9 protein-coding genes and 1 tRNA gene are annotated in these 16,322 nt (G+C 42.2%); 5 read left to right on the top strand and 5 right to left on the bottom strand.

Features of this window, described 5'->3' with window-relative positions; all coding sequences use genetic code 11:
- The first annotated feature begins 94 nt into the window (after positions 1-94).
- A tRNA-Ser gene (locus MUP17_02120) sits at positions 95-187 on the top strand.
- 1,424 nt (positions 188-1,611) lie between these two features.
- On the opposite strand, the gene MUP17_02115 is transcribed toward MUP17_02120, so the two are convergent.
- The 5 genes from MUP17_02115 to MUP17_02095 all read right to left on the bottom strand — a co-directional run bounded on the left by MUP17_02115 (position 1,612) and on the right by MUP17_02095 (position 4,363).
- Positions 1,612-1,836, bottom strand: a complete 225-nt coding sequence (locus MUP17_02115; protein MCJ7457770.1) for a helix-turn-helix domain-containing protein — start codon at positions 1,834-1,836, stop codon at positions 1,612-1,614.
- Positions 1,837-1,878: 42 nt separating this feature from the next.
- Complete coding sequence (locus MUP17_02110) at positions 1,879-2,805, bottom strand: protein rep (GenBank protein ID MCJ7457769.1); 927 nt, start codon at positions 2,803-2,805, stop codon at positions 1,879-1,881.
- Positions 2,806-3,072: 267 nt separating this feature from the next.
- Positions 3,073-3,375 carry a hypothetical protein gene (locus tag MUP17_02105; GenBank protein ID MCJ7457768.1) on the bottom strand — a complete coding sequence of 101 codons (303 nt, stop codon included), beginning with the start codon at positions 3,373-3,375 and terminating at the stop codon, positions 3,073-3,075.
- The gene (locus MUP17_02100) at positions 3,362-3,511 is read right to left on the bottom strand and encodes a hypothetical protein (GenBank protein ID MCJ7457767.1); all 150 of its coding nucleotides are present in this window, start codon (positions 3,509-3,511) and stop codon (positions 3,362-3,364) included. Before MUP17_02100 ends, MUP17_02105 begins: the two co-directional genes overlap by 14 nt.
- A 90-nt stretch (positions 3,512-3,601) precedes the next feature.
- On the bottom strand, positions 3,602-4,363 hold the full coding sequence (locus MUP17_02095) for a hypothetical protein (GenBank protein ID MCJ7457766.1): 762 nt from the start codon (positions 4,361-4,363) through the stop codon (positions 3,602-3,604).
- A 440-nt stretch (positions 4,364-4,803) separates the two neighbouring features.
- Here MUP17_02095 and MUP17_02090 point away from each other — a divergent pair, with 440 nt between their 5' ends.
- The 4 genes from MUP17_02090 to MUP17_02075 form a co-directional block, all read left to right on the top strand.
- Positions 4,804-8,001, top strand: coding sequence for a phospholipase D-like domain-containing protein (locus tag MUP17_02090; protein ID MCJ7457765.1), 3,198 nt, complete (start codon positions 4,804-4,806; stop codon positions 7,999-8,001).
- A gap of 2 nt (positions 8,002-8,003) precedes the next feature.
- On the top strand, positions 8,004-11,429 hold the full coding sequence (locus MUP17_02085; protein ID MCJ7457764.1) for a hypothetical protein: 3,426 nt from the start codon (positions 8,004-8,006) through the stop codon (positions 11,427-11,429).
- Between the two features lie 15 nt (positions 11,430-11,444).
- Complete coding sequence (locus tag MUP17_02080; GenBank protein MCJ7457763.1) at positions 11,445-12,515, top strand: phospholipase D-like domain-containing protein; 1,071 nt, start codon at positions 11,445-11,447, stop codon at positions 12,513-12,515.
- Positions 12,516-13,302: 787 nt separating this feature from the next.
- Positions 13,303-16,322, top strand: a 3,020-nt coding sequence (locus MUP17_02075; protein MCJ7457762.1) for a hypothetical protein, incomplete at its 3' end; no start/stop codon positions are given.

Below are 16,322 nucleotides of genomic sequence, written 5' to 3'. Positions count from 1 at the left end.
TCTTAAACTTGTAGACTCCTAAACCTTGAGTTAGGTGTTGTGGGGTTGAGTGGTCTCCAAACTCCAAACAAACAAACTCCAAACTGTATTTCCCGGAGAGGTGGCCGAGATGGCTGAAGGCAGCTGCCTGCTAAGCAGTTGAACGGGTAAAACCGTTCCCCGGGTTCGAATCCCGGCCTCTCCGCCATTGATTAGGTTCATGTCCTTTTGACAGAATGTCGAAGGGCTTTTTATATGTGGGATAAAGAGTTTCCCCCTTTAACTCGCAGTTCGATAGCACCGATTTCAGTAATTTCCTCTTGTCCTCGGGTTCTGCCCTAAGGTAAAGAGATTCAGCATGATAAGATAGTTCGATAGCTTTCTGGGCCAAATCGTAGCTTAGGTCTGGATTTGACTGTAGCTGTTGTAGACTATAGTTTATTTCTCCTAACTCTGTCTGTCCGTCCTGATAAATAGACTTCCAGAAATCCTCTGTGATCTTCCCCTCAAGTTTCTCTGAATAGGCTTTCTTAAGCCTAGTCTCTGTCTTAGCCCTTTGAGATTCCAAGACGTCCCTCTGCCTGGCTGCTTCTATCTTCTTTGTTTTTAGAGTATATTCAAGACATTCCTTAAGATAATCATGGAGACCTGACGGAATGGTAATTCCTCTTATGATCCCTGCAAATTGCCTGTCTATAGTGTCCTGATTGCAATAAACGGGCTTGCACTTTCCACCATACCCGGTGCAGTGATAATAAACATATTTCCCTTTCTTTGTCTCTGCAGTGATCGAATGTCCACATTCACCACATCTCATTAAACCGATAAAAGGAAAATTATGGCTACTATAGGCAGGTTTATTCCTGCTCTTGAATACTTCCTGAACTTTATTGAATAGCTCGGGGGATACAATCTGCGGATGATCGCCTTGATACACTAAGCCCTGCCAGGTGAATTTACCACAATAGAATGGCTTCTTTAACATCCTTTCGATCTTACTTCTGCTAACAAACTTGCCACTTCTTGGATACCTTAAGCCTACATTCTTAGCTTCACAATGAACAGCGGTGACTGAATAGTCACCTGTAGAATAAAGCTCAAAAATACGTTTTATTTTGGCAGCTAATTCAAAGTTAACCTTGATCTTTCCATTTTCTTTATAATAACCTATGGGGACCAGCCCACCAGGGTAAATACCTTGATTGGCTTTTTGTGTTAAGCCCTTTCTGACCTCCTCAGATAGATTGTCAATATAAAGTTCCGCCACAGCCACATGTATATTATGCGTAAACTTGTCTGAAGATTTTGATTCAGGACCCAGGGAAAGACCCTGCTTTACAAATCTTATATCTACCTTCAAGTCTCTTAAAGTGAGCGCATCTCTGAAATTCCTATACAGCCTATCTGTCTTTTCAACCAAAATAGTGCAGAGGTTCTTCTTTAGGAATTTCACCATTTCTACAAATTGTGCACGCCCTGGCTCTTTGGCGCTTTCAACATCCACAAACTCAGAGACTACCTGATAACCTTCTTTTTTGGCAAACTCCTGCAAAAGCTCAAGCTGGGCAGGTATCGAATACCCCTCCCTCTCCTGGTCTTTTGAAGATACCCGAGCGTACATCACTGCTTTTTTCATGGCTTCAACTCCTTGACTTGTGAGCTGGAAGATATAGAATTACTGCTGTTCAAGTCAAGGTCTTTCCTTACCTCTTCGAGGTCAAATAGTCTGTAATTGTTGACAGGATGTCTATAGCATCTGATCTTTTTCTGGTTAGACCAGTTTCTAATTGTATCCGGGTCAACTTCCAATATTTTGGCTAACTCTTTTACAGTCAGTTTTCCTCTAAAATCAACCACAGGTTTCACCTCCTTTCATAAGGTTTGTTTACACTCCGAGCCTTAGTTCATACTGACCTTGATTGAATTAAGGGCTTCCCAATAGTCCTGACAAAACCGATCATTAATAAAAAGACTCGTAATCCCTTCATAGCGTAGCCTACCGCCACAGTAAGGGCATAGCAGAGGCTTTCTGGTTTCCACCTTGAATCCATACAGGATACCAAATCGGTGCAAGCGTCTTATGCGTTTGATTGCCTTAAGATAAAGAATATAATCGTTAGGCTCTGCAAATGAGGGCGGCTTTGAAATGTATTTGGTTAAATAGCTTACGACCACATTTTGATCTCTGACCATCCGAATGTCAACAATGTAGCTATCGCCTGTGATCTCCAGCCACTTTTCTGAGATAGCTTTCTGCGGTATGTAAGGGCCATAAACTAATATATGAGCATGTATATTGAAACCTTTCCCTATCTCCAGAGTAGCTATGGCACCACATTGCTTTTTCTTAAGATAAAAGTGATTAATCAAAGTCCTGAAATTTTTGTTGAACTGACGTAGGGACTCCGGTGTCAACAACTGGTCTTTTGACATATTTTGAGTTAGAGTAAGCAAACAGAATTTATGAGTCTTGGTTTTAGGAACATGTTTCAGAATAACACCTATTTCTTTACGGACTTGACTGGCCCGTTTTCGGCTACAGCGAGTGCAAATCCTCAGTTCACAATGGAAGCTAAGGCCGAATCTGACCGTATGGTGATGTTCTTCATTTTCACATTTTAACACTATATATCCAACCCCGCACTCAGAGAATCTGGATGCTTCCTTAATCAGGTTACCTCCTTGTAATAAAGGCAGTATTTTATCTCTGACTTGGATTTCCTCCTGTGTGAAATAGCGGGACCTGGGATCAGGTCTTTGAGGTTTGACCGAAGACTGATCCAATTCTCTTTTTTCCAAGTTCAAATTTGAGTATGCTTCTATCATTGGTGCTTTACAGTTATTTGATAATGATCAAGTGAACTATTAAGACATTGCATATAGACCTTACCATACCTTCCCAAACCTTTAAGCAAGCTGCAAGTTCCGCAAGCTTCAAGACCCTTCGGGGCCACTTTTGGGACAATCCCCCAGATTGATAAATCAATCTGGGTCCCGATTGTCCCAGGCTCCGGCGGGGGAAGACAGAGCCCTTCCCCCACTCCCCGCCGTATGCCTCCCTGCCCAAGAGTGGCCAACTTGGGACAGGGCAAATCACTTCTCTTTTATAGCTTTTCTGTATTCTCCTATTATCCATCCCTTGATCTTCCTTTCCAACTTCTCAGAGACCACTAATAAGGGCCAGTAATGAGTCGCCAATAGTTTATCATAGGCTATCTGAGGAAAAGCTACCCAGGGTCTCTTGTCACCATCCTGAAGAACTTTAAACCGGTGGATTGTGATCTCTCCAAACTTCGTGGGCAGGGTAAGATCAGCAAAGGCCTTCAAGCTACCAGCATCTTTAAACACCTTTATGGTGACCAAGGGTTTCCTCATATCTATTCTATCCTGTGTCATGTTCACACTTCTCCTCTTCTATTAAAGTTCGCTGAGAATCTATGCCTATCAAAGTCTCAAAATATTCAGTAACAGAAAATATTATCTCAAGAGCATCTTCCTCTTTCAGAGGATGATCATAAAGAGGCTGAAACACCTCAACTGTTTTTTCTATGAGATGCTCTCTCGTTTTCACGAGAGAAGAATACAGGGATTGGGAAAAAGGTGTTAAAACAAAAAAGAGGGATTATTTGGTTATATCTAAGTTCTTAAATAAGTGTAACTTGGAGAGAATAGCATTGAAAGAAAGCTCTTGCATCTGAGGAGAAAGTATCCCCTTTTGCTTAAGTAGAAGCATAAACTCACGCCTGAGAAGGTCTTTGCCTCCCAGGTACCAGAGTAAGGTTGTGCCTAGCCAGGTGCTGGCAGTGTCAAATTTCTTTGAGGGTGTATCTTCATTTAGCCATCTTGTCATTCCTCTGAAGAAATCCTTGTCACTATTTGCTATTGCCTTCTCGACTATGTCTTGTGCCCATTCTGATAGAAGGAATGAATTGCTTATTCCTATAAGTTTGTAAAATGCTTTTATATCCTTTCTGTCGGTCTTGGATTTATTTATATCCTTATAAGCTGAAAAAATCAATTCTTCTATGGTCACCTTATGAGCTGCTAAGCAACACAAATTGTAAAACGCTGTGAGAATGAAATTCCTTGCCCATCTTACTTTGGGGTCTTTGAATTGGGTCTTCTCATATTTTGTGCCATCCGGTAGTTCAAGGGTCTCTATAATTTCAATTTCATATTCACTTTGTTCAATCCTTCCCCATTCTAAGAGCTGGATATGCAGGTTGTTTTTAGCTTTTTCCTCCGTTAGCTGCTCTACAAAACTGCGTGAGAAAAACTGTCTGAAGGGCTCAATTAGAAAATCCGAGCCCAGAAAACCAAGCATTACTCTGTCAAACAATGACCAGAGTTCATCAAAATGTTTGAGAGCTATATCATTAATCACTTTTTCTTCTCCGTTGAGGTTCTGGCTAGACTTGGTTGCCTTTGCAAACCATCACTAGCTAGGCGGGTGCAGAACAAACTCAGAAGTAAGCTGCGAACACCTCCAAGTTATAACTTGGTGACAATTCAGATATCTGCACATTGTTACATTTTTTCCCTAGCTTGATAGTATTAATGTCATCAGGGAAAGTCAATCATATTTTTGTGACACTGTAAGTCATGGGTTTTTGCCAAAAAGAAAATAGACCCTTGCCTATATGCCTTCATCTAGCTGGAAGCTCGGTAGGGCAGCAAAGATTTCATATCCCTATGACTTAATTTGATTGACTATATCAAAAAACTTCATATACTATAATCGTCAGACTCAGAGACTATTCGAGGTGCGTACAGCGGTAGTATTATAGAAAAACGCGGGTGATTCATCTAAGGGATAAAGGGATTATGAATACTGATTTAACCTTTATTACCAACGAAAAAAATAGAAATCTTTTGGATAGATTTCAAGTGCTTATCAAAGACACTAAGTTTTTTGATGTTTTGGTAGGCTATTTTTACTCGAGCGGCTTCTACTCACTCTATAAATCATTGGAAAAAACTGAGAAAATTAGAATTCTCATCGGCATAAGCACCAGCAGAGAAACCTATGACTTGTTAAAAACCACCTCAAAAGAGAGCCAGCAATCGCTTCAGTTTTCTCATGCCGAAACAAAACAAGAATTCCAATGTCTTGTTGAAAAAGAATTAGAAGACTCCGAAGATAACCACAAAGTAGAAGAGGGCATTGTTAAATTTATCGAGTGGGTAAAAAGCAAAAAATTAGAAATAAGGGCATATCCTTCGCAAAATATTCACGCCAAAGTCTATATTATGACTTTTGCAGAAGGCGACAGAGATGTTGGTAGGATTATTACCGGCTCCAGCAATTTTACCCAGGCCGGGTTAGTTGATAATCTTGAGCTTAATGTTGAATTGAAAAACCGTGCGGATTATGAATTTGCTAAGCAAAAATTCGAAGAACTCTGGAAGGATTCAGTTGATGTCAGTGAAAAATGTATTCAAACCATAGAAGAAAAGACATGGCTCAATCCAAACATCACTCCATACCAGCTTTATCTCAAGTTCCTGTATGAATACTTCAAAGATGAATTGGGTGAGGCTCAAGAAGTTTATCGCAAGTATGTGCCACAGGATTTTATGGAGCTTCTGTATCAAGAGCAAGCAGTCTTAAACGCCAAAAAAATCCTTGAGGAATATGGCGGAGTTTTTGTCTCGGATGTAGTTGGTACTGGAAAAACCTACATTGCAACCATGCTTGCTGGTCAGCTTGATGGTAGGACTTTGGTGATTGCTCCTCCGGTGCTACTGGACAAAAATAATCCAGGCTCCTGGCCCAATGTTTTCTCCGGCTTTAAAGAGCACGCAGATTCTGAATCGCTGGGAAAGCTGGACGACATCATTGATAGAGGGACTGAAAAATACAAAAACATTATTATAGACGAAGCTCATCGTTTCAGGACAGAGACCAATATCACCTACGAAAAACTGGCAGAAATCTGCCGTGGCAAAAGGGTGATTCTTGTAACCGCAACGCCCTACAACAATTCTCCCAAAGACATTTTGAGCCAGATCAAGCTTTTTCAAAAAGCAAAGAAAAGCACCATCCCCAATGTCCCCGACCTGGAAGGGTTCTTTAATGGACTCGAAAAGAAACTTAATAATTTGGATCGTCAGCGCGATTATGCAGAATACATTGAGACTGTAAAAGAAAATGCTAAAGCGATTCGCGAAAGAGTTTTAAAATATTTGATGGTTCGACGCACCAGAACCGAAATCGCAAAATACTTTTCGGAGGATTTGAAAAAACAAGGATTTAAATTCCCAGATGTGGAAAAGCCTGAGCCGTTGTTTTACGAACTAAATGATGAGGAAGACAAAACTTTTAACAAGACTATTGAGCTTGTTGCCCATAAATTCAAATACGCCCGATACACACCCTTTTTACCTAAGTACTACAAAGGTGAAACTGACCAGCCAACACGCCTGGCGCAAGAAAACATGGGCAAGTTTATGAGAATTCTTTTAGTGAAAAGACTGGAGAGCAGTTTCTTTGCTTTTAAGAACTCGGTTGATCGATTCATCTACTCCTATGATATGTTCATCAAACAATTTGAAAAAGGAACTGTCTATGTCAGCAAAGAATACACAAATAAGATATTTGAACTGCTGGAAAACGATGATGACGAGGCGATTCAGCGCCTGATTGATGAAGGCAAAGCTGAAGAGTACAACAGCAAGGCTTTTAGGGATGATTTCATAAAAGACCTGAAAAGTGATTTTGACATCTTGAACCAAGTGAAAGCGTTATGGCAAAAAGTTACTCGGGACCCAAAACTCCTTAAGTTTGTAAATGAACTCTCGAAAAGGCAGCTTCTTAAACAGAATAAACTTATCATCTTCACCGAATCAAAGGAGACCGCCGAATACCTGTTGACAAACTTAGATAAAGAATTCCCCAACACAACGCTATGTTATACCGGAGGATCAAGCGAAGCCACCCGGGACAAGGTGATTGAGAATTTTGACGCCCGAGCTCGTCATCCTAAAGATGATTACCGGATTCTGGTCTCCACTGAAATCTTATCAGAGGGTGTAAATTTACACCGCTCCAATGTGGTTATCAACTATGATATTCCCTGGAACCCGACTCGCCTGATGCAAAGAGTAGGTCGCATCAACCGCGTGGATACGAAGTTTGATAAGATTTACACATTCAACTTTTTCCCCACCAAACAATCCAACGACCAGATTAAACTTAAAGAAGTAGCGATAGCAAAAATAAACGCTTTCTTGACTTTGCTCGGAGGCGATGCCGCACTTTTAACCGAGGGCGAACCCATCGGCTCACATGAGCTTTTTGACCGCTTAGTATCCAAAAAAACGGTTACCGGCGAAGATGAGACCGAAGAAAGCGAGCTAAAATATCTTCAGATGATCAAGAACATCCGCGAAAAAGAGCCAGAACTTTTTGACAAAATCAAGCGTCTGCCCAGGAAAGCCCGAACTGCAAAGCAAAGAGACGATACCAAAGGATCGCTTGTGACCTACTTCCGACGCGGAAAACTGCAGAAGTTTTTCATGGCTCAAAGCGTCAAAGATTCGCAAGAGCTTGACTTTCTTACTGCAGCAAAACTGCTGGAAAGTGGTCCGGAAGACAAAAAACAAAAACTTCCTGAAAAGTATTATGAGCTTTTAGATAAAAATAAAGAAGCCTTTATCTTTGCCACCACAGAAGAGATGGTAGAACCGCAACCTAGACGTGGTAGAGACAGCGCATTCAATGTTCTTAAGATTCTCAAAGCCACAATGAAAAACACCCAACAATTGACTGATGAACAGGAACTATATCTGAAAAAAGTAATCACCCAGCTTGAGGAAGGCGGCTTGCCCAAGCAAACCTCTAAAGAGACTTTAAAGGCGCTTAACAGATTAAAGCAAGACCTGAAGAACCCTTTAAAAGTTTTGGCTACGCTTCAAACCCATATACCCGTGCGTCTTTTAGAGGGGCACTATGCCGAACAGATTCCCACAGTTTTGGGCAAGCGTGAGGTTATTCTGTCGTTGTATTTAACCGGCGAATGAATATGGACAAAGAACAGGCACGAGCTATCGTAAAAAATACCTTTGAGAATCCTTTTGATAAAGGCAAATTCACTGCTTTTACTAAAAACCTTCTCAATCATGTTGAAGAAGCACCTTTTTCCTACAAAGGCAATTTAATTCCTGATGCATATGAGCAACACGTCAGCTTGCTGGAGAGAATTGGCAAATATACAGATGGCGAGCATAAGATTGACATTTTGATCGTGAAGCTTAAAAAGGAGACTTCCATTGAAAGGGCTCGCACTATGCAAAGGAATTTTATTGCGCGGTATCTGAATGGAAGTCGTGGTGGAGAATTAAAAGATGCCGCCTTGGTAGCATTTGTGTCTCCTAACAATGAGGACTGGCGGTTTTCTCTGGTTAAAATGGACTACCGCTTTGAAGAAGGTAAAGACGGCAAGGTCAAGGTAAAAGAGGAGTTTACTCCGGCTCGGAGATGGTCGTTTTTAGTTGGCGCAAACGAAAACAGCCACACTGCCAAAAGTCGCTTAGTTCCGATCATCGCAGATGATGACCACAATCCCACACTTGAAGAGCTTGAAGAAGCCTTCAACATTGAAAAAGCTACCAAGGAATTCTTCGGGAAATACCGCGACCTCTTTTTGTGGACCAAAGAAGAGCTGGATAACGTGGTCTCAAAATTCAGCAAAGTCAAAGCCGATTTTGAAGCCAAAGGTGTAAATACAGTTGACTTTTCCAAAAAGCTTTTGGGACAGATTGTCTTTCTATATTTTTTACAGAAAAAAGGATGGTTTGGTGTTGCCAGGGACGCTGATTGGGGTACCGGACCAAAGAACTTTCTTCGGCTTCTTTTTGATAAGCAAGTCGCCAGTTATGGCAATTTCTTCAACGATATTCTAGAGCCATTATTCTATAATACTCTTGCAGTCCCTCGAACGGACGATTACTCCGACCGGTTCAACTGCAAGATTCCATTCTTAAATGGCGGTTTGTTTGACCCGATCAATGATTATGACTGGATTCACACGGACATATGTCTTCCCGACGCCCTATTCTCCAATAAGAACAAGACTTCCGAGGGCGACATCGGCGCGGGTATTCTTGATATTTTCGATCGATATAACTTTACAGTAAAAGAAGACGAACCCCTTGAAAAGGAAGTGGCGGTTGATCCTGAGATGCTTGGTAAAGTATTTGAGAACCTGTTAGAAGTCAAAGACCGGAAGTCTAAAGGCACCTACTATACACCACGTGAAATCGTTCACTATATGTGCCAAGAAAGTCTAATCAGCCATCTGGAAACAAAGCTTAAGGGTCGTGTAACTCGCCAAGATATTGAAACACTTATCAAGTATGGAGAGACGGTAATCGAGCATGATGCTCATATATCACATAAAGGCAGAGAAACAAAAACATACCTGTTTAAACTGCCACAGACTGTTAGAGATAACGCAGGAGTTATTGACGATAAGCTTTCCGCAGTTCGGGTTTGTGATCCAGCAGTTGGCTCTGGTGCATTCTTGGTAGGCATGATGAATGAAATCGTACGCACCAGGACTGCCCTGACAAGCTATTTGGACGGAGCTCATGATCGTTCGGTATATGATTTCAAGCGGCATGCGATTCAGAACTGTCTCTATGGTGTTGATATTGACCCTGGTGCAGTCGAGATTGCTAAGCTTCGTCTATGGCTATCACTTGTTGTCGAGGAAGAAGATATCAAAAGTATAAAGCCATTACCTAACCTTGATTACAAGATCATGCAGGGTAATAGCCTGCTTGAAGAGTATGAAGGGATAAAACTAATTGATGAGCGCTTCTTAAAGAGGCCAGTAGATGTAACGAAAGAAATGGAAGCGACTAAAGCCAGACAGAGTGTACTTCAAAAAGAGTATTTAGAACTGCACAGCAAGAACAAGCTCACACTGGTAAAGAAGACTGAGCTACAAAGGCGACTGGGCGATATAGATAGACAACTTAGAAGCTACAACAATCCATCAATATCCGATCAGGGTTCGCTTGGCATATTTAAGCCGAGTGAAGCACAGCAGAAAGCGACCAAACTCTTGAAAAAGATGTCACAGTTTTTCGAGATTGCACAAAAGAAAGAAAAGGACAGGCTAAAGAATGAGATAGAAGAACTAACCTGGGAGTTGGTCGAGGCAACGCTAAAGGAAAATAAAAAGACAGAAAAGCTGAAGGACATCATTCGATTTAGGAAAGCTAATGCGAAGCCATTTTTTCTGTGGGGGCTTCATTTTGCTGAGATATTCCAAGAGAAGGGGGGTTTTGATATTGTCATAGGTAACCCACCTTGGGGTATTCCATTTTCAAAAGAGGATAAAGCATATTTCAGGATGCGATTTGCCGTTGCAAGAGGAATAATAGACTCATTCGCATTATTTATAGAAAAGGGAACACAGCTTCTGCACGACGTTGGCATATTTTCAATGATATTACCTGATATAGTCTTGTTAAAGGCTTATCCCACGACCAGAAAATATATTCTAGATAGGTACAGAATATCAAGAATAATTTTCTGGGGAATGCCGTTTGGGGCAGTCAATTTAGATTCTTGCACAATCATAGGAGTAAGTGAAGACGTTGAAAATATCCGACGACAGAACGCCATCTTGACTTCGACCGCGGGTGTTGGGCAAGCTGGAACCCTTGTTAAATCTTCCAACATCCCTCAGCAATATTTTTTAGATAATAAGGACTTCAAATTTAATCTTTTCTGGGACCCGACTTCAGAACAGTTGAAAAGCAAAATCGAGGCAAAAGCTTTACGTTTCAATGAGCTATTTCATAGTCATGAAGGGATACACTCTGGGAATATAAGGCATAAGTTATTCTTGGATTCTAAAATCAATAACTGCTGCAGGCCTTTGATATTTGGTAGAAATGAAATTCAGCCTTTTCGTTTAGCCTGGTCTGGTAAGTATGTCAACTACGACCATAGTATTATCGATAGGAAGAAAGGTGAATATGCGAATCTTGCAAGGATAGAATATTTTGTTAATCCCAAAATATTTGTCAGAAGAACTGGTGATTATGTACTTGCAGCTGTTGATAGACAGGGATTCTTTTCCAGTAATAATCTATTTGTATGTATTCCCCGAGAAGATGTCGATTTGGACTATGTAGCAGCAATATTGAATTCGAAGTTAATGACTTGGTATTTTCGGACAATACAGCCGCGCGCAGGCAGGTTATTTGCTGAACTAAAACTTGTCCATCTCAATGAGTTTCCAATAACAATGACAACACAAGCTGTCAAGAATCGACTATCTACCTTAGCAGCTCAAGCGTCAAAATGCCAGATAGACCAGCAAGGACAATCCAGAGTCCAAAGGTTCATCGATGAGATTGATGAGTTAGTTTTTGAATTGTACGAAATCACAACAGCTGAAAGGTCATTAATTGAAAAAAATAATAAAAAATAAAATTGGGAGGCTTGTATGAAATTAGAGATTCTGAATCAGTATGCTGGCGTCAATCCCGTTGGTGATATCATTATAAATACACTAAATAGGGATAGAGCCAAATTCCAACATGTAAAGTTCCTAATGGCTTTTGTTAGCGATTATGGTCTATCATATATTTGTAAAGCACTTAAGACCTATTATGATTCTGGAGGGATCCTGGAATTTATTGTGGGTATCGATAATGGTATCACGTCATTTAACGCTTTAGCATATATCAATAGGTCATTCCCGGAAACGGATCTGTTTGTTCTTCATGACTCATCATCAAAATGCTGTTTTCATACGAAGGTCGTCATATTTGAGGGAGAAAAATATGTTACTGTGCTCTTGGGCTCGGCTAATCTTACCCTCGGTGGACTATATGCCAACTGTGAGACTACTGCTATCATTGAGCTTGATAGGGAAAAGGACTCGGATATCGTAGATTCTATTCAATCTATTTGGAATTGCTTTAGAAACCCGAAGGGTCCATTGAATCAGAACAATATACAGCAAGTATCTTCGGAATGGCTCAAGAAAGTAAAGGCAACACTAATAAAATGGAATAAAAGACATAAAAAGGTTGGTAATAAGAGCAAAATGGATTTTGCCTTCGCTTCGGTTCCTTTCATATTACCTCGGTTTGCAAAAATTAACATTCGTAATTCTTTAAAAAAGGTAACGCGAGTTGACAATATTTCCGGACAGACGTTTTATCTAGAGATCTATAAGGAAACAGGGTTAGGTGGCACACAAGTTCAAATACCGACAAAAGCATTGCCTTTCTTCAATAAGAATATCGGCCGCCCTATTCATATTCGGATAAAAGTCGCCGACACTGATGTTCGAGACGCTTATATACACCATTTCCGGAATAATACCCATAGAATTACTATAAGGGAACTCTCTGGAATAAAACGCCCAGCTATCGTGAAATTTAAGAAATCATCACATGAATATAATACATATACTTGTGACATAATTACTGGAGGACAGTATACGAAGTCTCTGGCTAAGTGTAAAAATAAAACCCGATCTGGCGCGAAGGGTTGGGGGATTGAGTAAGTATATTTTCATTGAATAGTGATGAGATTTAAGAAATAGTCTATTTCGTAAAAGTACTTTTCATACAAAAACTTGATATACCCAACCAGCTAATGCCAACGTCAGACGATAAATATATGAGTAGCATATAGTTTAAGATGGGAATCTTGATAATGACGACTATAGTAATCACAGGTCGGGAGTTCCGTGCTTCCGAAACTCTCCCTTTTTCAGGCATTCAGGGCACCTTAAGTATGAGGCTCTAGCACGAAAGTTCTAAAGTTGTCCCAGACTCCCCGCCATATTTTTTAATATTTTACTTGACAAACTTGCTTGAGCCCCTTATAGTTAAATAGAGCTGCAGAACCTAAACAAGGTTTTCTCCGGAATAAATGAGAATCTTTTTTTAATCGTAAGGCGTACGGTTTTTTTCCCTTCTGACGATAAAGTAACTGAGATAGTCAAAAAAAGCGATTTTATCTTTTCATCCCGTTTATAAGATTTAGCGGGATGAAAAGTGGTTGGTTTATTTCCCTTAGAGCAAGAATAACGAATTCCTAACTCGCAAATTGAGGAAGAGAGGGTTTTTATTACCTCTTGCCAGGAGGTAGCTGCAAATTCCCCCCTAACACCCAAAACTCGCAGCTAACTCTGAAAAAGTTCTTTGATTTCCTTTAGAACCGGAGGAGGAAATCAAAAGGAGGTTTACAATTTTTGTTTTCTTCTCGTTTAAGGAGGTGATTTAAAGTTATCTAATCGTTTTTCCGATTTAAGCCTGGAGGTTTTCAAACCAAGAAAGGAGCAAAAGATGGTTAAAAAAGTTATAGTCTTGCTTGTTCTTTGCTTTTTCGTCCTGGGCATTACGACTTGGGCGGCCACAAAGAAGCAGACTCAGGTTAGCGACAGGGAGCAGAGGATGACAGGCCGGATCAAGAATATAGCAGTGCCCGAGTATAACATCGCGACCAAGTATATAACCAGCCCGATGCCGGAATTATTCTTACCTGCCACCAAAGACACAGCCGGTTATACCTATTATGAGTTTCAGACCAATTATTCGATGATCAGGCAGATAGCCAACGATTATGGCAACAAAAGACATTTCACCTGGATGTATTCACCTACTGCTGGAGATGTTGTGTCAGGGCTGAGGGATATACACTACAACTCTAAAGTAGAAGGTGGCCCTCCTACTTATGGTTGGTTAATTCTATACGGTCAGTTAGCTTCAGCCACTACTGGCAGGGGTGGTTACGGCTGTCTGGACATTCTACCTGACAGCAGGGAGGTTCTGGCCTATCATAACGTAGCCGCCGGAACATTTACGACCGTCAACGTGGAGAAGACCACCCCGGGACTGGGTGAATTACGGATTTTCGACGTTCCTGATTCCATCCCCGGGTCTGGTGGCCAGCGCATCTGGCCCCGGGTAGCAGTTCAAAAGGATACTACCAGTCCTCGTTACATTCATTACAGTATGCAGGCTGACGTCGGCAATGCGTGCGGTTACGGACGTTGCTGGGCGTATTTTGACTCGCTGAAATGTCAGGCCCCGGGAAGTCCGGTATTCGTGATCCATCCCGACATCGTAGAGCCAACCAGCAATTATGGCTATTATGTCGGTGAGGAAGCTGGTATCACTTCCGGGCCAATCACCTCACCGGTTTCCCGAAAAGTTGCTTTTGTCTGGGATAACTATGTCATCGGCGGTGATGATATATACTACGTCGAGTCAACCAACGGCGGGGATGACTGGGTAGCCGCAGGCTCTTTCCCCGCTCCCACCAACGTGACCAATTACGGGCCTGGTTATACTACTACGCCAACTGGCGAATGGGCCGCAGCATATGATTATAATGATGACCTGCATATAATCTGGACAAGCAATAGCACTGGTTATCGCAGGGACGTAGTCCTGTGGCATTATTCCTCTGGGTTGCCTGCAGACAAACGGGTAAGGCAGATCACCTCCCTTTCTTCTGCCAGCTGGGTTGTCGGGAGCACGAACTGGTATTCGATAGGCCTGATGACCTTAGGCGTGAATTATTTGGCTGGGCCTCGCCACAACTGGCTCTACTGCCTATGGTCCGAGTACGACGGACCTCCTGCTGATACCTCAGCGAAAGGATATACCAATACCGAGCTGTACTTGGCTGCTTCTTCTAATGGCGGTCTATCCTGGTCCCAGAAAATAAATATCACCAACACCCACACTAATAACTGTGCCGCAGGTGCTTGCAGGAGCGAAAACTGGGCTTCTTTAGCCGAAAGGGTTGACAGCTTACTGCATATCCAGTATGTAATGGACCTGGATCCAGGTGCATTTGTCAATGGCCAGGGCAGTGGTACGAAAAACCCGGTCCGATACCTGAGATACCAGGAGAGCAACATCCAGATTCCGGCTGTTGCTGGCTTGGGTATAAACCCGATGGTATGGAAGTATCCCTCGCTCAAGACGAGTAATGCCACTCCTCTGGACGACACCTTGAAGCTGGATAATACGGGAACTACCACCTTGTACTTCAAGCTGGATGCCCCTACAGCGACATATGTAGGATTGAGCATTACCGATGACTCAATTCAGGAGGGCGGGAGCACGAAAAAAGTGGTAGTTACCTTCAACAATGCGGGTCCGCTGAGTGACACCATCGTATTTGACAGCATCAGAGTGGCTTCCAACCAAGGCTTGCTGGGAGGCGGAGCAACGTACGTGGATACCCAGTGGGTGAAATTCGCTCTGGTGGTGACCAGCGACAGTTTTTATGCTGAAGAGTTCGATACCGTAGATACCCACGCCGGCGGGATTAAGTTGGTGATCTCCAGTGCAGGCAAAATGGGCAACGGAAATGCAGGAGCAGGTGTTAATCTTACCTATAATGGAAAAGATTACCTGTTCGATGGCTCACCAGCTTTGGTAACAATTGACACTGCTGGAAATAATCTTGGTGCTACCCAGGTGTACCAGCATGAGGACTTTTTACCTGAGGCTCATCTGCAGGTAACTCAGCAGCCGGAGTTTTCAACCTGGGGCATAACCACGACCGTGGCTAAATACGCACCTATGGTGCATAGGATAGGCACACCTTATGAATGGTTCTGGTGGTGGTGGACTATAGAGGATAAGAATGTCTTCTTCGAGAATGAGAAAGTGGTTGTGAAATACGTTAAGCTGTACAAGAATCCGCCGCCATCCTGGTGGCGTGCTGTGTCAGAGCCAGCGCCTTTACCCACAGTCTATTTTGGCCTGGGGCTTGACATCGATGCTACTGGACCTTCTTCGTGTACCAATGGTTCCTTTGCCAACATAGGTGTTACTGATGCAGCCAACAAACTGGTCTATTTGAAGGGAGACACTGTCTGCAACACCACAGAGTACGCGGGAGTATACTTCTATTATTCGTCCAGGGATGAAGGCGCCACTCACGACACCAGCTTAACACCTTATGCTGCAGGTGTTCTGCAGTCTAGCAAATCGATTCACATGAACAGCAACGATGGGTATCCGGATGACACCCTGTACAAGTATATGACTGCGCCTGGCTGGTTCGTTCCGACTGATACGGTTGCTCATTATGAGGGTAACATAGTGGTCACAGCTCGCAAGGTGGATAATGGAAGTCTCAAGGTGGTTAATCCAAGCGCCGCAACCTTGATTACTGCAAAATATGCCTTAGTGCCATCGGAGAATGGTTTAACTGGGTTGTTAAAGCCGATGTGCGGGAATGCGAACCGGGATGACAAGGTAACTGTTTCGGATGTAGTATTTCTGGTAAATTATCTGTTTAAGGGAGGTCCGAAGCCCTTCATGTATTATGCTAATGCTAACGG

The sequence above is a fragment of the Candidatus Zixiibacteriota bacterium genome (genome assembly GCA_022865345.1).
Taxonomy (GTDB): Bacteria; Zixibacteria; MSB-5A5; order MSB-5A5; family RBG-16-43-9; genus RBG-16-43-9.
This window is presented reverse-complemented; position numbering and strand designations above follow the sequence as displayed.

What these genes read in the sequence shown, in the direction of transcription:
- MUP17_02110 (MCJ7457769.1), bottom strand. Translation starts at nt 2,805, where the DNA reads ATGATAGAAGCATACTCAAATTTGAACTTGGAAAAAAGAGAATTGGAT.
- MUP17_02105 (MCJ7457768.1), bottom strand. Translation starts at nt 3,375, where the DNA reads ATGACACAGGATAGAATAGATATGAGGAAACCCTTGGTCACCATAAAG.
- MUP17_02090 (MCJ7457765.1), top strand. Translation starts at nt 4,804, where the DNA reads ATGAATACTGATTTAACCTTTATTACCAACGAAAAAAATAGAAATCTT.
- MUP17_02085 (MCJ7457764.1), top strand. Translation starts at nt 8,004, where the DNA reads ATGGACAAAGAACAGGCACGAGCTATCGTAAAAAATACCTTTGAGAAT.
- MUP17_02080 (MCJ7457763.1), top strand. Translation starts at nt 11,445, where the DNA reads ATGAAATTAGAGATTCTGAATCAGTATGCTGGCGTCAATCCCGTTGGT.